This window comes from Streptomyces vastus (genome assembly GCF_039532825.1).
Taxonomy (GTDB): domain Bacteria; phylum Actinomycetota; class Actinomycetes; order Streptomycetales; family Streptomycetaceae; genus Streptomyces; species Streptomyces vastus.
The window spans coordinates 1-18,339 of sequence record NZ_BAAASJ010000027.1; the positions used below are offsets into that span (position 1 = coordinate 1).

At 69.9% G+C, this 18,339-nt stretch carries 16 protein-coding genes; 7 read left to right on the forward strand and 9 right to left on the reverse strand.

Features of this window, described 5'->3' with window-relative positions:
* The coding region (locus tag ABD357_RS12380) for a maltotransferase domain-containing protein (RefSeq protein WP_344389770.1) at positions 1-907 on the reverse strand (907 nt) is incomplete at its 3' end.
* A gap of 147 nt (positions 908-1,054) precedes the next feature.
* Positions 1,055-1,360, reverse strand: coding sequence for a DUF5133 domain-containing protein (locus tag ABD357_RS12385; RefSeq protein ID WP_344389771.1), 306 nt, complete (start codon positions 1,358-1,360; stop codon positions 1,055-1,057).
* A 327-nt stretch (positions 1,361-1,687) separates the two neighbouring features.
* Between ABD357_RS12385 and ABD357_RS12390 the strand changes: the two genes are divergently transcribed.
* Entirely contained in the window at positions 1,688-2,257 is a 570-nt protein-coding gene (locus tag ABD357_RS12390; RefSeq protein ID WP_344389773.1) for a pep a2, read from the forward strand.
* Positions 2,258-2,291: 34 nt separating this feature from the next.
* Here ABD357_RS12390 and ABD357_RS12395 read toward each other — a convergent pair whose 3' ends face one another.
* From ABD357_RS12395 to ABD357_RS12405, 3 genes are all read right to left on the reverse strand, one after another.
* Complete coding sequence (locus tag ABD357_RS12395) at positions 2,292-2,732, reverse strand: TIGR03618 family F420-dependent PPOX class oxidoreductase (protein WP_344389774.1); 441 nt, start codon at positions 2,730-2,732, stop codon at positions 2,292-2,294.
* Positions 2,733-3,234: 502 nt separating this feature from the next.
* Positions 3,235-4,422 carry a hypothetical protein gene (locus ABD357_RS12400; protein ID WP_344389775.1) on the reverse strand — a complete coding sequence of 396 codons (1,188 nt, stop codon included), beginning with the start codon at positions 4,420-4,422 and terminating at the stop codon, positions 3,235-3,237.
* Positions 4,423-4,567: 145 nt separating this feature from the next.
* Positions 4,568-6,466: an AMP-dependent synthetase/ligase gene (locus ABD357_RS12405; protein WP_344389777.1), complete on the reverse strand. Its 1,899-nt coding sequence runs from the start codon at positions 6,464-6,466 to the stop codon at positions 4,568-4,570.
* Between the two features lie 231 nt (positions 6,467-6,697).
* Between ABD357_RS12405 and ABD357_RS12410 the strand changes: the two genes are divergently transcribed.
* Positions 6,698-8,428 carry a phospholipid carrier-dependent glycosyltransferase gene (locus ABD357_RS12410; protein WP_425584832.1) on the forward strand — a complete coding sequence of 577 codons (1,731 nt, stop codon included), beginning with the start codon at positions 6,698-6,700 and terminating at the stop codon, positions 8,426-8,428.
* Between the two features lie 94 nt (positions 8,429-8,522).
* Here ABD357_RS12410 and ABD357_RS12415 read toward each other — a convergent pair whose 3' ends face one another.
* Positions 8,523-9,080, reverse strand: coding sequence for an NAD(P)H-dependent oxidoreductase (locus tag ABD357_RS12415; protein WP_344389778.1), 558 nt, complete (start codon positions 9,078-9,080; stop codon positions 8,523-8,525).
* A gap of 147 nt (positions 9,081-9,227) precedes the next feature.
* Between ABD357_RS12415 and ABD357_RS12420 the strand changes: the two genes are divergently transcribed.
* Positions 9,228-9,881, forward strand: coding sequence for a TetR/AcrR family transcriptional regulator (locus ABD357_RS12420; RefSeq protein ID WP_344389779.1), 654 nt, complete (start codon positions 9,228-9,230; stop codon positions 9,879-9,881).
* 227 nt (positions 9,882-10,108) lie between these two features.
* Entirely contained in the window at positions 10,109-11,377 is a 1,269-nt protein-coding gene (locus ABD357_RS44650) for a pectate lyase (RefSeq protein ID WP_425584834.1), read from the forward strand.
* Here ABD357_RS44650 and ABD357_RS12435 read toward each other — a convergent pair.
* Positions 11,364-12,251: an aminoglycoside phosphotransferase family protein gene (locus ABD357_RS12435; protein ID WP_344389780.1), complete on the reverse strand. Its 888-nt coding sequence runs from the start codon at positions 12,249-12,251 to the stop codon at positions 11,364-11,366. The two genes, ABD357_RS44650 and ABD357_RS12435, sit on opposite strands and share 14 nt — an antisense overlap.
* Positions 12,252-12,339: 88 nt before the next feature.
* Between ABD357_RS12435 and ABD357_RS12440 the strand changes: the two genes are divergently transcribed.
* Together ABD357_RS12440 and ABD357_RS12445 are read left to right on the forward strand one after the other, a co-directional pair.
* Positions 12,340-13,485 (forward strand): CapA family protein, encoded by a 1,146-nt coding sequence (locus tag ABD357_RS12440; protein ID WP_344389782.1) that lies wholly within the window; start codon positions 12,340-12,342, stop codon positions 13,483-13,485.
* A complete protein-coding gene (locus tag ABD357_RS12445; protein ID WP_344389784.1) occupies positions 13,482-14,165 on the forward strand; it encodes an MBL fold metallo-hydrolase in 684 nt (227 codons plus the stop codon). The genes ABD357_RS12440 and ABD357_RS12445 overlap by 4 nt, the downstream gene beginning before the upstream one ends.
* An 8-nt stretch (positions 14,166-14,173) precedes the next feature.
* On the opposite strand, the gene ABD357_RS12450 is transcribed toward ABD357_RS12445, so the two are convergent.
* Together ABD357_RS12450 and ABD357_RS12455 are read right to left on the reverse strand one after the other, a co-directional pair.
* Entirely contained in the window at positions 14,174-14,944 is a 771-nt protein-coding gene (locus tag ABD357_RS12450; protein WP_344389786.1) for a TIGR03943 family putative permease subunit, read from the reverse strand.
* Positions 14,941-15,951 (reverse strand): permease, encoded by a 1,011-nt coding sequence (locus ABD357_RS12455; protein WP_344389788.1) that lies wholly within the window; start codon positions 15,949-15,951, stop codon positions 14,941-14,943. Before ABD357_RS12455 ends, ABD357_RS12450 begins: the two co-directional genes overlap by 4 nt.
* Before the next feature lie 286 nt (positions 15,952-16,237).
* Between ABD357_RS12455 and ABD357_RS12460 the strand changes: the two genes are divergently transcribed.
* Positions 16,238-18,316 (forward strand): bifunctional polysaccharide deacetylase/glycosyltransferase family 2 protein, encoded by a 2,079-nt coding sequence (locus ABD357_RS12460; protein WP_425584835.1) that lies wholly within the window; start codon positions 16,238-16,240, stop codon positions 18,314-18,316.
* The last annotated feature ends 23 nt before the right edge of the window (positions 18,317-18,339 follow it).

Here is an 18,339-nt window from a genome sequence, read left to right on the forward strand (position 1 = left end):
CGAAGGCGTCGAAGTCCTCCAGGGTGCCCAGGTCCGGGTGGATCGCGTCGTGGCCGCCGGCCGGGGAGCCGATCGCCCACGGCACGCCCACGTCGTGCGGTCCGGCGTTGAGGGTGTTGTTGGGGCCCTTGCGGAAGGTGGTGCCGATGGGGTGGACAGGCGGCAGGTAGACCACGTCGAAACCCATCCCGGCGATCGCCGGCAGCCGCCGCGCGGCGGTCTTGAAGGTGCCGCTGACCGTGGGCTTGCCCATCTCGACGACGGCGCCCTCCGAGCGCGGGAAGAACTCGTACCACGAGCCGTACAACGCCCGCTCCCGCTCCACCAACAACGGCAACGGACCCGACCTGGTGACCCGGTCACGCAGGGGATGCTCGGCGAGAACGGCGTCCACGTCCGGGGTCAGGGCAGCCGCGAGACGGGCGGCCGGGGGCCGGGACTTGTCGCGCAGTGCCTGCGCGGCGGCGCGTACCGCCGCGCTGTCCGGAGCTCCGGCGGCGGCCCGCTCGTACAGCAGCGCGCCCTCCTGAAGGACCAGCTCCGTGTCCATCCCCGCCGGGATCTTGATCTGCGCGTGATGACGCCAGGTGGTGACCGTGTCGGCCCAGGCCTCCACCACGTACGTCCAATGGCCCATCGCGTCCGGGGTGACATCGGCGCCCCAGCGGTCGCTGCCCGGGGCGAGTTCGCGCATCGGGGTCCAGGGACCGGGGCGTCCGCTCGGGTCGTACAACACGACATTGGCGGCGACCGCGTCGTGGCCCTCGCCGAAAACCGTGGCAGTGACCTGGAAGGTTTCTCCCACGACCGCCTTCGCCGGGCGTCTGCCGCACTCGACCGCCGGGCGGACATCGAGGATGGGGACGCGACCCATGGTGGCGTGGCCGTCGGCCTGGTTCCGGTTCATGGGTTTCACCTCCCACTCATGCGCTCCGCTGGACATGCGGTTCGAAGCTGCGGGTCCGGCTGGTCGTGCCCTGCGGCGGAGCCGCAAATTGATTCAGCCCCGCGCCCTGGCGGGGCGCGGTGCCGCCCCGGGCCTCGAGAAGTCCGCCTATCGCGTCGGCGCCGCCGTGAGTCCCGTCGGTCGGATGGCCGCCGTCCTGCGGCCGCCGTTTCGGCGGTGGGTCCTGCCGCCTCGGTGTGCGAAGTACACCGCTAAATCAGCGCCCAGGTAGCGCTCGGCGGCGTCGGCGGCTTCCCGGGCGCAGCGCTTCCCCATGAGCACGCACAGGGTGTAGCCCGTGCTCTCGAAGTTGTCCCGCGCCGTGCGGTCCGTGGGGGCGGCGAGCATCAGGCGTTCCCAGGCCCGGTACTGCTCCAGATGCCTGGCGACCTCGGCTTTGGCGGGGAGCAGCATCTCCTGGTCACCTTCCTCCTCGCGGGGTGCGCACGGTTCACCTGGACGATGCGCGAAGGCCGTGCACGGAGAGGCGCCGACCGGTTACAGAAGTCGAGCCTTCACTCATGGTGCACGCGGTGCCACAGAACGTCCTGTTGTCTCTTCAACGACATGTGTGCGCTCCTGCCTCGTCCTGCCTCTCGTGTTGCACGAACGGAGTAGCACTCTCACCCTGGAGTGACTCAGGAGTGACTCAGGAGCGACCAACGCTCACGCTTCGTATTCGGGGCTCGGCCCGCAAGGGCGAGGGGGAGCGAGAGCTTCGCCGGTGAGGAGCCAACGACGATGAAGACCGTAGTGCCCTGCTACTACCACCTCGACGTGGAGGTCAGCCCGGAACGGGTCGCACAGGTCAGGCGCATTCTGGCCGCCCACCTCCGGTACTGGAACCTTGACGACCTCGTCGAGCCCGTCTGTCACTGCGCCGAGGTGCTGCTGCACACGATCGACGAGCACGCCGAGGACAAGAGCACCACCATCGAGATGTGGTGGACCGGCCGGCACCTCATCACAGCCATCGCGGACAACGACGCGGACCTGCATCCGAAGCACGCCCAACCGGGCTGTCTGGCCCACATCGCCGCCGTCAGCGACGGCTGGGGCTGCTGCGCGACGGGAACCGGCGGCAAGATCATCTGGTTCTCGCGCCGGGCCCGCGCCATCGAGCGCGCTCCGCTGGTCCCGATCCGCCCCGCCCCCAGCCTGCGTACGGCACGCCCCATGCCCCGCGAGGCGCCGGTGCCCGCCCTGGCCGGTTCCGCGCCGACGAGCCTGCTCACGGCAGCGACGGCGGACGCCCGCGCCAGGGATTCGGAGGGCACGCCGACCGGATCCGTGCCGCGTACCCACCTCTGAGCCCCGCCGGTGCGAAAGCGCGGCCGTTCTTCGGTCAGCGGGCGCGGGGCGCTCCGTACGCACGCTCGATCCGTAGGCGCAGGACGAGGCGGCGGTCGCGGACCATGGCGGCGCGGTAGTCGTCCCAGTCGGGATGCTCGCCCTGCACGTCGCGGTAGAGCCGGATGAGTTCCTCGACCGTCTCGTCGTGCGGATCACGCGCGACGGGGGAGAGGTCGGCGACACCCTCGACGATGGTGTAGGCCCATCGGTTCTCGCTGGTCACGTGGTACGACACCCGCGGATCCCGGCGCATGTTGTGCGTCTTGGCACGGTCGTCCGTGATCGAGACGCGCACGGTCCGTTCGTCGGGGTAGTACGCGTGGTTGACGTTCGACAGCTGAGGTCGTCCGTCGCGTTTGAGGGTGACCAGCACCCCACCGTCGTACTCGCCGAGCAGCTTGAGCAGGGCGTCCTGGTTTGTGTCGTTGGACATGGGCTGTTCAACGCCCAGGGGTTGCTGAGGCATTCCGCTGTTGAGGCAGGTGGTGTCGTACGTGGCGACGTGGCGCGGCAACCGGGTCGCCGCGCCACGCGCTCGTGGCCGTTGAAGCCGTCACCCCTCAGCCGCCGCCGAGCACGCCGGCGCACAGGCACCGACTCGTGACTGATGGGCGTGCTCATGGCATTTCTCCCTTCTTCCTTCGGGTCTTCCAGGTCTTCCTTCCGGTTGCATGTGCTTTGTGCTGAGTGTGCTGCGTGGGACGTACCGGTGAGACTCAAGTTGATCCGAGCGTGCCCGAATTCGAAAATTTTCGGGTGGCACTCCGAATGACTGCGCAGAACGTGCGGCTGCCATTTCACGGAGTCAACGGGTCGCAGGAGGGGGGACTCCGCTTTGTCTTTAAGTCGTCTGCGGTTCGATTCCACAAAGTAATCGCCGCCGTTCACGAATGTTTCGTGAACGGCGGCGGGACGCTGAGCGAGGAGGTCGGGGCCTAACGGGATCCAGCCTCCTCTTCACCCGGTGACGACAGCAGCGTGAGAAGGGCTGTCAGGCAGGCCAGCGCGGCGAGTACGGCCGCGAGATTGGCCGCCCACGGTGGCGCGATGGTGATGTCCAGGGCACTGGTCAGGCCCGGCGAGTTGATCTGGCCCTCCAGCAGTTGGGCGACGGCCAGTGCGGTCGGCAGGAGGACACCTGCGGCGAGCACCGGTAGTTGGCCCTTGCGGAACAGAGCCGGGGCCAAGGTCAAAGCCAAAGCCAGCAGGACGCACAGGACCGATGCGCCCACGGCGAAGCCGTAGGCGCCCGCCGACGCGCTGCCGCGATCCGGCGGGAAGTGGGCGAGGCCGCACACGACCAGCGCGGCGGCTGCGACCCACAGCGGCCAGGCAGGGGGAACGCCGTCTTTCGCGGTCCGTTCGCGCCTTGTGGGGACCGCGTGGCCGACGGCACCCAGCACAGCGGCCGGTCGCTCCTCGGGCCCAGCCGTGGGAGATCCGGCGGCGGACCGCCCCGACGCCTCCCGCACCGGCTGCCGCTCGGGACGTACTTCCCGCTCATGGGCCAGGCAGCCGATCAGCTGCACGAGTTCCTCCACCGGCCGGCTCGTGGCGGCGGCCCGCGCCGCCTCTTCCGCGCAGTGGGGGTCCAGCGGGGACAAGTGCAGGAATGCCATCAGCCGCGTGACGTCCTCCACGGGGCGGCTCCGGGCTGCGGCGCGGATCGCCTCGTCGGCACTGTCGGCCTTCCTCGGCGGCCGGGTCAGCTCGGTCACCATCCGGCTCACGTCCTCCACGGATCGGTCTCTGCCGACCGCCCGCAGCGCGTCGACCGTGGCGCTCGCGTACTCCGGTGACTCCTCGAGCAGCTTGATGAGTTCGATGACCTCGTCCAGCGGCCGGTCGACGGCGGCGGTATGCACCAGTCCCCCGACCGGATCCGTGTCCAACTCCTCGAAGCCGAGGTCGCCTTCTCCGGCCGCGGCCGGCATGTCCAGGAACGGCATGACCACAGGGCCGAGCGGGCGTGGCGGGGGCGCGACGGCCGGATCGTCCTCCGTCGCCGGGGCAGCGGATCCCAGGTGGTAGACGGGTGGTGCCGTCGGCGGCGGGGGTGCGTCGGCCTCATCCTCGACAGGTATGCCGGAGTGGTCGGGCGGGAACGGCGAACGGGTTGTCATACTCGGCTCCTACGAAGGTCAGCGGACGTTGTCACGCCCCTGACGTGCGGCACGAGACTCCGATATCCGCCTTTCTAGGCGCCGCTCCTGGCCCCCGCATGCGGGACCGAGCCACCCGTGTGACGCCCTGGTGCCCCGGGAAGCCTCACCGGAACACGTTGTCGTCCTCCCAGGTGCACGACTCGACGGCCGGGCTGCGTCGTGCGGCTCTCGAGGTCGCGTACATCGCGTCGATCTCGGCCGCGAAGTGGTGTGCGATGGCGTCCCTGCGCAGTTTCATCGACGGTGTCATCAGCCCGGTGGCCGGGTCGATGGGCTCCGGGAGGATGCGGAAGACGCGGATGGATTCGGAGCGGGACACCGTGCTGTTGGCCGCCGCGATCGCGCGCTTGACCTCTTCCCGCAGGGCGTTCTGCTCTCGTACGTTCCGGTTCGACGCCTCGCCGCCCAGGGGCAGGCTCGAGCGCCAGTGAGCGAGAAAGTCCGGATCCAGGGTGATCAGGGCCCCCACACAAGGGCGGTTGTCACCCACGACGACCGCTTGATGGATGAGCGGGTGGACCCGGAGACGTTCTTCAAGGGCCGCCGGAGCCACGCTCTTGCCGCTGCTCGTGATGATGATGTCCTTCTTGCGCCCTGTGATGGCCAGATACCCGTCGTTGTCGAGCCGGCCGATGTCCCCGGTGGCGAGCCAGCCGTCACGGAGCGCTTCCCGGGTGCCGGGCAGGTCATTGACGTAACCCTGGAAGACCGAGGGGCCGTGCACCAGGATCTCCCCGTCCTCGGCCACGCGGACCTCCATGCCCGGCAGAGGGCGTCCGACGGTGCCGAACTTGTGCCGCCCGACGGGCTGCGCGGTCATCCCGCCACTCGTCTCCGTGAGTCCGTATCCGTCGTGGATGAAGATCCCGATTCCCGAGTAGAAGAGGGCGAGTTGCCGGTTCAGGGGCGAGCCGCCCGAACAGGCGCCGCATACTCTTCCGCCCAGTGCGGCGCGCAGTTTCCGATAGACCGTCCGCTCGTAGAAGGCGTGCTGGGCGCGCAGTTCGAAGCTGGGCCCGGAACCCGTTCCCAGCTGCTGCCGTTCCACCGCGCCGGCGAATCGCCGTGCGATGCGCGCCGCACGGTCGAACAGGGCGCCGTGACCCGTCTGTTGGGCCTTGCGCAGGAAGCTCTTGTAGATCTTCTCGAAGACGAACGGGACGCCGAAGACGAAAGTGGGGCGAAAAGACAGGAAGGCTTCGGACAGTGCCTCCTCGCTCATCTCGGACTCGTGCCCCAGCAGCAGACCGCCGCGGACACAGATCCCTTGGATCATGAGGCCGTACACATGGGAGAAGGGCAGGAAGGCGAGGATGGCCGGCTGCCGGCCGGGCGGCGCCGTCGTGTGGGCCCAGCCGGCCAGCAGGGAGTCGCAGGGGCTCGCCAGATTGCGATGGCTCAGGGCGCACCCTCGGGGATGTCCTGTCGTGCCGGACGTGTACGCGATGACCGCGGTCGAGTCGGGGAGCACGATCCGGCGCATCGAGTCGACGGCCGAGAGCGGTACCGACCGGCCCAGTTCCACGAGCTGGGCGAGGGATCCGGCGTCCAACTGCCAGACGTGGCGCAGCTGCGGCAGTGCGGCGCACGCCGAGCCGACCGTCATCAGGCCCTGCTCGTCCTCGACGATCACACCCGCACAGTTCGCGTCGCGCAGGATCCACGCGACCTGATCGTGCGACGAGGTCGGATAGATCGGGACGATCTCGGCTCCCACCGCCCACAGTGCGTAGCTGAGCACGGTCCACTCGTAGCGCGTACGGGCCATGATGGCCACGCGGTGTCCCGGATACAGCCCGGACGCGATGAACCCCCTGGCCAGGTCGGTCACTTCGTCCCGCAACTCGACCGCGGTCACCGGCGACCAGGTCGGGGGAGAGGATTCGGAACGGCGCGCGATCTGCGGAAGCAACGGTATGCGCTCGGCCGTGTCGAAGAGACTGTCGGCAAGCCCTCCCTGCATCAAGGGCAGAGCCGAGGACGGAACTTCGGACACATGCATGCGCCGCTCCAGCATTCTTCTCACAGCGCCCTCGGGGATTCAGGCCTGGGTCCGAGGGCCTTTGAAATCTAGTCCACGCCGACGGAAGCCGTGTCCGGAACCGGCAAGTGACTTGATCTGATGGCTTATCAGGCATGAAGGGGTGTTCTGTACGGGGCGCCGGGCGGACGATACGCCCCGGGATGAGCAGTCTCGTACGGGACGGACGTAGTCATGCGTATGCCGATGTTCATGGCGATCAGGCACGCCGGACCGACCGCCACCGCGCCCACTCCCGACGACCGCCCCGCCCCGGCGCCCGTCGGAAGCCTACGAAGCCGCTTCGACCTGCTGCGGCGGCACCGGCGATGGCTGCTCCCGCTCCTCGTGGCCGTATTGCTGGCGCAGATGGCCGCCGCGATGATCACCACGGCCGTGGAGCAGACGCCGACCATAGACGAGCCCGTGTACGTGGGGACGGCTCAGGTCTACCTGGAGCAGCGCGACCTCCGCCACAACCCCGAGCATCCGCCGCTTGGCAAGCTGATCATCGCGTCCGGCCTGGCGTTCACCGATGTGCATCTCGCCCCCGGCTTCACCGGCGACCAGACCGCCCTCGGACGGCATGTGCTGTACGAGTCGGGCAACGATCCGTGGCGAGTGATGCTGTTCGCCCGACTGCCGATGATCGCGCTGACCCTGCTGTTCGGCCTGGTCGTCTTCGCGTTCGCACGCGATCTCGTCGGTGCGGCGGGCGGGGTGGCGGCGCTCGCGCTCTACGCGTTCTCTCCCGATGTCATCGCGCACGGATCGCTGGCCACACTCGACGTACCCGCCGCCGGTTTCCTGCTGACCTCGGCGTGGCTGCTCTGGCGGGCCCGCGGCCGTCCGTTCCGCTACCTCCCGCCGGCCGGTCTGGCACTCGGCGCGGCTCTGGCGACACGCATGAACACCTTGGCGGCGGCGCCGGTGCTGCTGCTTCTGGCCGCCTGGTCGTTCTGGTCGGCGCGTCGCACACCCGGCCCCGACCGACGCGGGACGCCGAGACTCGTCGCGTACGCCGTCCTGGCCGCGGCCGGTGTGGCGCTCGTCGCCATCGCCGTGGTCTGGTCCGCCTACCTGGCCGTCGACCCGCGCCCGCCCTGGACGACACCCAGGAATGTGCCGGACATCGACGGGAAGCGCGGCCTCCTCACCGCCTGGCTGCCCGTGCCGGAGCCGTACCGGGACGGTATGCGCATCCAGTTCGGCATCGAGTACTCGACGAAGGGCGGTGGCTTCCTGTTCGGCCGACGCTACTTCGGCTCGCTGTGGTACTACCTGCCGGCCGCGGTGCTGGTGAAGACACCGCTGGGCATGCTCGCGCTGTGGGCCGGGGGTGCCGTGACCTTGCTGACGGCTCGCCGCCTCCGGCCCGCGGCACCGTACCTGCTGCTGCTCCCGGCGGTGCTGATGGCCGTGCTCCTGGACGGGTCTCGCGGCTTCGGAGTCCGGTACGCCGTCTTCCTGCCGATGTTCCTGGCCGTCGCCGCGGCCTGCGTACTCATTCACCGCACACGGTGGGCGTACGGGATGACGGCGGCGCTGGTCGTGTTCGTCGCGGTCAGTTCGCTGCGGACCTTCCCGTACTACCTGCCGTACTCCAACGAGGCGTTCGGCGGGACTGCGAAGACCCACCTGCACCTGCACGACTCGAACGTCGACTGGGGCCAGGATCTGGGACGGCTGGCCGAGCATCTCCGGCAGCGCTACCCCGATGAGCGGGTCTGGCTCGGTTACAAGGGCAGCGGAGTCCCGTCGTACTACGGCATCGACGCCCGCGATCCGTTCAAGGTGAAGCCGGAGGAGGTGCGCGGGCTGCTCGTCGTCTCGAATTCGGCGGTCGCCAAGGCCGAGCCCGGAGGGCCGCTCGAGGCGTTGATCGAGTCCAGCAGGCCGATCGACGAGGTCGGCCACTCGATCACGATCTTCCGCCGGGACTGACGGCGTTGCGGGGGAGGGGAACGAGTGGGGCGATCGCGGCTGCCCGGCGGTGGCGCGCTCCCGCTTCGCGCCTCCGCCGGGCCGGCTGCCGGTGTCAGGCCGCGGCGGGCGTGGCCTGGGAGAGCTGCTGGATGACCTCGGTCAGGCCGGCGACCACCTCGTCGTCGTCGGAGGGGTGGGTCTCCGCGAAGCGGGTGACCGAGCCGGGGATGGAGAGCTTGACGTCCTGCAGGACCGTGGCACCGGCGACGCCCGCGGACTTGCGGACGTCATCCTGCGCCCACACGCCGCCGTACTGGCCGAAGGCGGTGCCGACCGCGGCGACCGGCTTGCCGGAGATCGCGCCGGCGCCGTACGGGCGGGACAGCCAGTCGATCGCGTTCTTCAGGACGGCCGGCATGGTGCCGTTGTACTCCGGCGAGAACAGCAGGAAGGCGTCGACGTGACCGGCCACGGCGCGCAGCCGGGCCGCAGCCTCGGGAACGCTGCCCTCGACGTCGATGTCCTCGTTGTAGAACGGCACCTCGGCCAGGCCCTCGAAGAGCGTGATCTCGACACCGGCGGGAGCGTGCTTGACGGCAGTCTCGGCGAGCTGGCGGTTGTGCGAACCGGCGCGGAGGCTGCCGACGAGCGCGAGGATGCGAACAGACATGGGTGGTACTCCAGAAAAGAGTGGGGCCGGAACAAGCGGACCGGGGTCCGTTGAATGTTGTATCACCTAACCGGACCGCGGTCCAGTTGTGTCCGCAAGTAACCGGACCGCGGTCCACTTCATTCCCCGCGGCGCTACGCTGAAGCCATGACCGAGCCGCTCCCACTCTTTCCGACCGCGCAGGCACCACCTTCCGGACAGGTGGATCTCACCCTCGCCCCGACCGAGGAGCGGCCCCGGCTGCGCGCCGACGCCGCACGCAACCGCACGCGCCTGCTGGAAGTGGCCGCCGAACTCGCCGCCGAGCGCGGGATCGGGAACGTGACCATGGAGGCCGTCGCCACCGCCGCCAAAGTCGGCAAGGGGACGGTCTTCCGGCGGTTCGGCGACCGCGCCGGGCTCATGCTCGCCCTCCTGGACCACCACGAGCAGCAGCTCCAGTCCGCCTTCCTCATGGGGCCGCCCCCGCTGGGGCCGGACGCGCCCGCCGCCGAGCGCCTGCGCGCCTTCGGCCCGGCCGTGATCCGCCACGAACGCGCCCACCGCGACCTCTACCTGGCCGCCCACGCCGACCTGGCTCGCCACTACCTCAGCCCGGCGAATCACCTCAGGCTCGGCCATGTCGCCCTGCTGCTGCGGCAGTTGAAGGCGCCCGGTGACATCGAACTCGTGGCGCACACGCTGCTCGGCTATCTCAGCACCCTCCTCGCCGACCACCTGCTCAACGAGCGGGGGGTGTCCATGGAGCGACTGGAGGCCGGCTGGTACGACCTCGTCGAGCGCCTGGGCGCAGCCGCGTAGCGGACAACGTACGAATTCGGCCACGGGCGGCAACCCTTGTGCGACCGGTGGCGACAGAGGGGTGCGGGACCGACCCGAACTGCACACCCCTGAAGGACAGCAACGACGTGGGTAGGAGAGCAGCCCATCGCGGGCCGCGGCGAAATCAGTCGAACCGCCGAAGAAACGTACTGATCAGCGCGCTGGCCGCGGTTCTGACCTGCGGCGCGATCGTCGGCGGGGTGCTCATGTCGGCCTCCGCGTCGGGACCCGACGCCGGGATGTACCAGCTGGTGAACGCGGGTGACGGTACGTGCCTGACCGAGCCGTCGAGCGGCGCGCGGCTGGGCGGAGCGGCATGCGACGGCACCGCGGGCCAGACGTGGCAACTCACGGAATCCGGCGAGGGATTCGGGGTGAAGTCCGCGTCCGGCGGTCTGTGCGTCGACGTGAAGGGTGCGTCGACGTCGGACGGCACGGCCGTGCAGCAGCAGGCCTGCGACGACGGCAGCTCACAGGTCTGGAAGACGACCGAGGTCCGCGAGGCGTACCACCTTGTCAATGCCAAGAGCGGCAAGTGCCTGGACCTCAGGGGAGCCCTGGCGCAACAGGACTCCTGTGACGGGGAGAGCAGCAAGAACTGGCGCCTGAGAGCGGTGTCCGACGTGGCTCCGACGCCCACGACATCCCCGTCCCCGTCGTCGTCCCCCTCGTCATCGAAATCGCCCTCGGCATCCCCGTCCACGTCCGCCTCGCCCTCGGCGTCACCGAGCAGACGCGCCGCCCCCACCGCTTCGGCGACCCGCCCTCGTACGCCTTCCCGAGGCACCGCCCTCGGCGCATGGCCGAACGCCCCGGCGGGCGAGCCGGTGTCCGCCACCATCGAGGTCTCCGGCAGTTACGACGGAGGTATGAAGCGCTACTCCGGTTCCGGCGAACTGGGCGGCGGCGGCCAGGGCGAGGACCAGGACGCCCTGTTCGAGCTGGCCGACGGCGCCGTGCTCAAGAACGTCATCCTGGGTGCCCCGGCCGCCGACGGCATTCACTGCCTGGGCAATTGCACCCTGCAGAACGTGTGGTGGGAGGACGTCGGAGAGGACGCCGCCACCTTCAAGGGCACGTCTGCCTCGGCCAGGTACACCATCGACGGCGGCGGCGCGAGGAACGCCGACGACAAGGTCTTCCAGCACAATGGCGCAGGCACCGTGACGATCAAGAACTTCCAGGTCGAGAACTTCGGCAAGCTCTACCGGTCCTGCGGCAACTGCGACACCCAGTACGAGCGCCATGTCGTGGTCAGCAACGTGAAGGCGACCGGCCCCGGCCAGTCGCTGGTCGGCGTCAACGCCAACTACGGCGACACCGCCGACCTCTCCGCCATCACCATCGTCGGCGGCGAGATGAACGTCTGCGAACGCTTCCAGGGCAACGACTCCGGCGACGAACCGACAAAACTCGGCAGCGGCGCGGACGGCACCCACTGCCGCTACAGCTCTTCCAGCATCACGTACAGGTGAGAACCGCGTGGATGACGCGTCGCGCGATGCTCGCCATGACCGGATTCGTGTCCCGGTAGTAGCGCAGTTCGTCGAGCGCGATCGACAGCGCCCAGCCGCGGCCCCGCTCCCAGGCGGCGTCATCGCGCTCCAGAGCGGAGCGGAAGACGCCGTGTGCTTCGTGCGGCAGCAGATACCAGGCCGCGATCAGATCGACGGCCGGATCGCCCAGGCCCACGCAGCCGAAGTCGATCACGGCGCTGAGCCGACCGTCGGCGATCAGTACGTTCCCCGGCTGCAGGTCCGCGTGAATCCAGACCGCAGGACCGGGCCACGCGGGGGCGTTCAGTGCCGCCTCCCACGCGGCGGTCGCCGCGTCGGCGTCGACGACCGCACGCAGTTCCCCGATCGCGGCACGCGTCGTCGCGTCGCGCGCGGCCAGGGGCTCGCTCCGGTACGAGGCAGGCCCCTCCTCGGGATCGATCCGGCGTAACGCGGCCACGAACTCGGCCAGATCCTTGGCCAGCAGGCCGGGATCGGCGATATGCCCGACGACCGGAGTCTCGCCGTCGAGCCAGCGATAGACGGCCCACGGCCATGGATAGTCCTCGTCGGGCATTCCCATGACCAGCGGTACGGGAACGGCGACCGGAAGTGAGGGAGCGAGCCGGGGGAGCCACCGGTGCTCCTTCTCCACATCGCCCGCCGCCCCCGCGACACGGGGCAGCCGCACGGCCATGGCCCCGCCGAGCCGGAACATTGCGTTGGCCGTACCGGCGGACTCGATCCGCTCGAGCGGAAGATCCGCCCACTGCGGAAACTGCGCCGCGATCAGTCGACGTACCCCAGGCACATCGATGTCGATCTCGTCCGCATGCAATTCTCCGCCGCCCATGAGCACCTTCCTGCAGTGAGGTCCCGGCCGACCGCCATACGAACGGTCCAGCACTTCACCCGTCAACCGATTTCCGTACGCTTGAGACATGGGCGGCGGCGTCGTGACGCTGTTCCTCTGCGGCGATGTGATGCTCGGGCGCGGCGTCGACCAGATCCTTCCGCATCCGGGTGACCCGACACTGCGCGAAGGCTACGTTCGCGACGCCCGCTCCTACGTCGAGTCTGCCGAAGCCGTGAACGGCCCGATCCCCGCGCCGGTCGAGCCTTCCTGGCCCTGGGGCGACGCGCTCCAGGTACTGGAGGAAGCCGCCCCGGATGTCAGGATCGTGAACCTGGAGACGGCTGTCACCCGCAGCGACACCTTCGAGCCGGGCAAGGGGATCCACTACCGGATGCACCCGGCCAACATGCCCGCCCTGGCCGTGGCCCGGCCCGACGTCTGCGTCCTGGCCAACAACCATGTGCTGGACTTCGGCCACCTCGGCCTCGAGGAGACGCTTCACTCGCTGTACCGGGCGGGGCTGCGGGCGGTCGGAGCGGGGCGCAACGCCGACGAGGCGCATGCGCCCGCGACGGTGACCGTCAGCCGCACCGCACGCGTGCTGGTGTTCGCCCTCGGGACGGCGTCCAGCGGCATCCCCCCCGGCTGGGCGGCCACCGAGTACGTGCCCGGTGTCGCCCATGTCGCGGAGCCGTCGGCCGCCGCTGCCGCCGAGACGGTCCGGCGAGTGCGGCAGGAGAAGCTGCCCGGTGACATCACGGTCGTCTCCGTGCACTGGGGCTCCAACTGGGGTTATCGCATCCCCCGGGAGCACATCCGCTTCGCACGCGCTCTCGTGGACGGCGGCGTCGACGTCGTCCACGGGCACTCCTCGCACCATCCTCGCACCATCGAGGTGTACCGCGACCGGCTGATCCTCTACGGCTGCGGCGACTTCATCGACGACTACGAGGGCATCTCCGGCTACGAGCAGTACCGCGACGACCTCCGGCTCGCCTACTTCGTCTCGGTGGAGGCGGACACCGGGCGGCTGGCCGGTCTGCGCATGGTGCCGCTGCGGGTCCGGCGGATGCGGCTGGAGCCCGCGACGGACGAGGACCGGGACTGGCTGTGCACGACTCTCGACCGGATCAGCGACTCGGTCCACATCACCCTGGATCCCGACGGCGCACTCGCACTCCTGCACCCGGCCGCTGTGCAAGGAACGACGGGGACGGAGGCCGGCCGATGAATCACCTGCTGCGGCTGACCCTCCTCGGCGTGGGCGCGATGAACTCGCCGCGGTTCGCCCCGGCCGGTCTGCTGCTGGGCTGCCCCGGGCACCGCGTGGCTTTCGACGGCGGGCCCGGGGCCGAGCCGCCGCCCGGACGGCTCGACGCCTGGCTGGTCACCGACGAGCAGGCGGAACTGCGGTCGGAACTGCGACGGCAGGCGGCCGCGCGAGGCGCATCGGTGCGGGCCGGTGACCTGGAGTTCGGTGCGGTACGGGTGCGCTGCTGCCCGGTGGCGCACACCTCGCATCCCGCGTACGGCTATCGCATCGAGGCGGGCGCCCTGGTCGTGGTCTGGGCGCCGGAGTTCTGGGAGTTCCCGCGGTGGGCGGCCCAGGCGGACCTGATGTTCGCGGAGGCCGCCGCCTGGGACCGGCCGATACGGTTCCGGGGCGGCGTGGGCGGCCATATGTGCGTACGGACCGTGAGCGAGCACGCCGTGCGGTACGGCGTGCGGCGACTGGTGTACGCCCATATCGGCCGGCCCACGCTGCGGGCCATCGACGCCGGGCTGAAGCCGCCGGCCGGTGAATGGGGCGTCGAAGGGCGCACCTACACCTTGCGGTGGGACGACTCCGTGCCGTGGGACGAGCGCGGCGCCGACGCCCGCAGCACGGCGGGTGAGCGCCGTGGCCGATGACGCGACGCTCAGCCGCCCCCGCCCTCGTCGTACGGATCGCGCGGGGCCGGGACCGGTGTGGCCTCGGTGACGTTGATGAAGGGGATGACACCGTCGTTGACCGGATCCTTGGTCCGTTTGCCGGTGTAGGTGCCGGTGACTTCGAGCCAGGTGTCGGGCTGCAGGACGGGAGGAGTCTTTCCGGCCAGTCCGACCTTGACGGGCTGGCCGTCGGCGGCGCAGCAGTTGAGCGCCATACGGACGAGGTACGGCGTACCGCCCCGGTCCAGGGCGACAAAGCCGGTGATCTTGACCTGCCGGTCGTGGAGGGAGCGCCCCCGGTCGTAGGCCGCGCGGCCCGCGTAGTCGACGAGGCTCATCCGTACCGGGTCGCCCGCGGGAAGGTCGGCGAAGCCCCAGGGTTTCTGCAGGGTCGTGCCGGTGCGCATGGCGCTGTAGGAGCCGAGCGCGGGCGGGGCGACCAGGATGAGCGCGAGGATGGGCAGGGCGAGGAGCCAGGCAATGCGCGGCTCGCGGTGGGCGTGACCGTGCCCGTCGTGTTGCTCGGTCCCGGACTGGTTCTGCGACGGATTCTCTGCGGCCTGCCCCTTGGCCGCGCGCGGCCGTCGCAGTTCGTACCAGACGGTGGCGACGGCGGCGACGATCAGGACGACGCCGGCCACCAGCAGCAGCGGACGCAGACCGGCCTTGACGTACCGCAGATAGAGATCGGTGAAGCTCGCGTGCAACAGCGCCCCGCCGATGAGGAACAGCACCGCTGCCTGTGCCTGCCGGCTCACAGCAGCACCGCCCCGACCAGGACCGACATCAGCACGCCCAGAGCGAAGGTCGCCGGGGCGAACCGCAGCGCGAAGCCACGGCCGAACGTGCCCGCCTGCATGGCGAACAGCTTCAGGTCGATCATCGGCCCGACCACGAGAAACGCCAGCCGCGCCGTGAGCGAGAACTGCGACAGGGACGCGGCCACGAACGCGTCGGCCTCCGAGCAGATCGACAACAGCACCGCGAGGACCGCCAGAGCGAGCACCGCGAGAACGGGGTTGTCGGCCGTGGCCTGCAGCCAGCTCGCCGGCACCACGGCCTTCAGGGTGGCCGCGGCCATCGCGCCGACGACGAGGAAACCGCCCGCGTGCATCACGTCATGCCGTACGGACCCCCAGAACGCCGCCCCCTTGCCCAGGCCCTCCGACTCGGGGCGGGCCGGCGGACGCAGCCAGTCGCTGCGGCCAAGCCGCTGCCACAGCCAGCCCATCGCGCACGCCACCAGCAGACTCGCCACGAACCGCGCGAGGACCATCTCCGGCTTGCCGGGAAACGCGACCGCGGTGGCGGTCAGCACGATCGGGTTGATCGCGGGAGCGGACAGCAAAAACGCGAACGCCGCCGCGGGCGCGACGCCCCGGCGCACCAACGCCCCGGCCACCGGCACGGAAGCGCACTCACAGCCGGGCAGCACCGCCCCGCCCATCCCGGCGACCGGTACCGCCAGGGCCGGCCGTTTCGGCAGCGCGCGGGCGAAGAACGACGCCGGGACGAACACCGCGATGACCGCCGACAGCAGGACGCCGAGGACGAGGAACGGCAGGGCCTGCACCACCACCGCGACGAACACCGTCATCCAGCTCTGCATCACCGGCGTGGACACGGCCTCGCGGATCGGCCCCTGCAACGCCACCACCACGAGCAGCAGCATGATCAGGACGAGCGACGAGTCGACCCGCGACCCCCGCGGCCCGTCCACATCGCGCCGATCGCCCCGGGGCGGGGCCGCCTTGGTGATGGTCACGGGTGGGATACCTCCAGTGTGGAGGGGCTTCGCGGGCGGATTCCCCTCCACCTTCCATACGCCGATTCAGGCACGGTTGCTCAACTTGTGCGCCCAACCTACGTGTGCGTTACGTCTCCACAAGAGGCGGCCGGTGTTATTGCCATCCAACCGAACACCTGTGGCTACACTCGCCCACCATGTGCGAGGCCATCCCCACCAGTCAGCGGAAGAAACCGTCCGACCGCCCACCACGCGCGGAGAGAGAAAGAGAGGTCCGGGACGTCGCGAAGGGAGCTGACGTCTGTTGAAGGCCCGCCACAAGCAATCCCGCGACCCTCGCGGCCACTGGCTGTTACTCCTCCTCGTCCTCCCCGTGATGGCCGCGGTCCTGTTCTTCGAGGGCTGGACCAGCCACGAGGTCGACGCCGCGAAGACCCGCTCCCCGTGCACCTCGCCCGCACCGGACGCCGTCGCCCGGGGCGGACCCGTGGTGGGTATCAACGGCAACGGCGTGCAGACCGCCTCGATGCCCGCCCGCACCGTCGCCCTCACCTTCGACGGCGGCCCCAACCCCGTCTGGACCCCGCGCTTCCTCGACCTGCTGCGGCAGCACCGGGTACGCGCCACCTTCTTCCTCTTCGGCTCCGAGGCCGCCCGTCATCCCGAGCTGGTGCGGCGGATCCGCGCCGAGGGCCATGAGATCGGTTCGAACACATACACCGGCGCTGTCCTGGGCGAGTCGTCGCCCACCCGCTTCTCGGCGGAACTCGACCTGACCGAGAGCGCGTTGGCGAGCACCGCAGGCCGGCACCCCAAACTGCTGCGGATGCCGCGGACCACCACACCGGACACACTGTGCGGCCGCGAGTGGCGGGCGGCACAGCAGGCCGCCACACGGGGCTACGTACTGGTCGCCGGCGACGCGGAGTCCCGCAAGGCGAGGCAGGGCCTGGTCCGGCAGTTCAGCCAGACGTCGCTCGCCTACGGGGAGACCAAGAAGCTCCTGAAGAACCGGAACGTGGACCGCTTCACCACCGTGTCGGACGGAATGAGGCTGGACCCGTACCAGCCCGCGTCCACCGCCGAGCGCTGGCAGGGCACCGCCCTGGTCTGGGTGACCAAGCTCGGGGACGCCTTCTCGAGCGCCATGACCTGGGTACTCGGGATCGCGGGCACCCTCGGACTGCTGCGCCTCGCACTGCTCGCCTACTTCGCCCGGACCCATGTCCGCCGGCTCGAGAGCTCCCGCCCCGGCGCGCCATGGCTGCCGGAGGTGACCGAACCGGTGACGGTGCTCGTGCCCGCGTACAACGAAGAGGCCGGCATCGAGTCCACCGTCCTGTCCCTGCTGGCCTCCACGCACCGGCAGCTGCAGATCATCGTGATCGACGACGGCTCGACGGACCGCACGGCGGACATCGCCGAGGGGATCGGCGACCCGCGCGTGCAGGTGATCCGCAAGCTGAACGAGGGCAAGGCAGTCGCCCTCAACACCGGGCTCGCGCACGCAACTCACGACATCGTGGTCATGGTCGACGCCGATACCGTCTTCGAGCCGGACGCCATCCGGCGGCTCGTCCAGCCGCTGGCGCACCCCGCCGTCGGCGCCGTCAGCGGCAACGCCAAGGTCGGCAACCGGCGCCGCCTGCTGGCCAAGTGGCAGCACCTGGAGTACTGCTTCGGCTTCAACCTCGACCGCCGGATGTTCGAGGTCCTGGAGTGCATGACCACGGTCCCCGGTGCCATCGGCGCCTACCGCCGGGACGCGCTGGTGAGCGTCGGCGGGGTCAGCGAGGACACCCTCGCCGAGGACACCGACCTCACCATGGCGCTGTGGCGGGCGGGCTGGCGGGTGCTCTACGAGGAATCCGCCGTCGCCTGGACCGAAGTGCCCACCTCACTCGGCCAGTTGTGGCGGCAGCGCTACCGCTGGTGCTACGGCACGATCCAGGCCATGTGGAAGCACCGCGGTGCCGTCCTGGACCGAGGAGTGTCCGGGCGCTTCGGCCGGCGCGGACTCACCTACATCGCGCTGTTCCAGGTCGCCCTTCCGCTGCTCGCCCCGGTCATCGACGTGTTCGCCCTGTACGCGGTGCTGTTCCTCGACTCCTGGCTGGCCGGCGCCGTGTGGTTCAGCTTCCTGGGGGCCCAGCTGATCTGCGCCCACTACGCGTTGAAGCTCGACGGCGAGAAGGTGGGGGCCCTGTGGTCGATGCCGTTCCAGCTCTTCGTGTACCGGCAGCTGACGTACCTGGTCGTCATCCAGTCCATGGTCGCCCTGCTGTTCGGCAGCCGGCTCAAATGGCATCGCATGCGGCGTTCCGGTTCGGCCGCTGAACAGATCGGTGGCGCCGACTCGTATAAGAGCCTGACCACGAGGTGAGCGAGATGGCGTGAGGACTGGAC

Excerpts from the sequence above, each read along its gene's own strand:
- ABD357_RS12385 (WP_344389771.1), bottom strand. The coding sequence starts at position 1,360 with ATGCTGCTCCCCGCCAAAGCCGAGGTCGCCAGGCATCTGGAGCAGTAC.
- ABD357_RS12390 (WP_344389773.1), top strand. The coding sequence starts at position 1,688 with ATGAAGACCGTAGTGCCCTGCTACTACCACCTCGACGTGGAGGTCAGC.
- ABD357_RS12395 (WP_344389774.1), bottom strand. The coding sequence starts at position 2,732 with ATGTCCAACGACACAAACCAGGACGCCCTGCTCAAGCTGCTCGGCGAG.
- ABD357_RS12400 (WP_344389775.1), bottom strand. The coding sequence starts at position 4,422 with ATGACAACCCGTTCGCCGTTCCCGCCCGACCACTCCGGCATACCTGTC.
- ABD357_RS12405 (WP_344389777.1), bottom strand. The coding sequence starts at position 6,466 with ATGCATGTGTCCGAAGTTCCGTCCTCGGCTCTGCCCTTGATGCAGGGA.
- ABD357_RS12410 (WP_425584832.1), top strand. The coding sequence starts at position 6,698 with ATGGCGATCAGGCACGCCGGACCGACCGCCACCGCGCCCACTCCCGAC.
- ABD357_RS12415 (WP_344389778.1), bottom strand. The coding sequence starts at position 9,080 with ATGTCTGTTCGCATCCTCGCGCTCGTCGGCAGCCTCCGCGCCGGTTCG.
- ABD357_RS12420 (WP_344389779.1), top strand. The coding sequence starts at position 9,228 with ATGACCGAGCCGCTCCCACTCTTTCCGACCGCGCAGGCACCACCTTCC.
- ABD357_RS44650 (WP_425584834.1), top strand. The coding sequence starts at position 10,109 with ATGTCGGCCTCCGCGTCGGGACCCGACGCCGGGATGTACCAGCTGGTG.
- ABD357_RS12435 (WP_344389780.1), bottom strand. The coding sequence starts at position 12,251 with ATGGGCGGCGGAGAATTGCATGCGGACGAGATCGACATCGATGTGCCT.
- ABD357_RS12440 (WP_344389782.1), top strand. The coding sequence starts at position 12,340 with ATGGGCGGCGGCGTCGTGACGCTGTTCCTCTGCGGCGATGTGATGCTC.
- ABD357_RS12445 (WP_344389784.1), top strand. The coding sequence starts at position 13,482 with ATGAATCACCTGCTGCGGCTGACCCTCCTCGGCGTGGGCGCGATGAAC.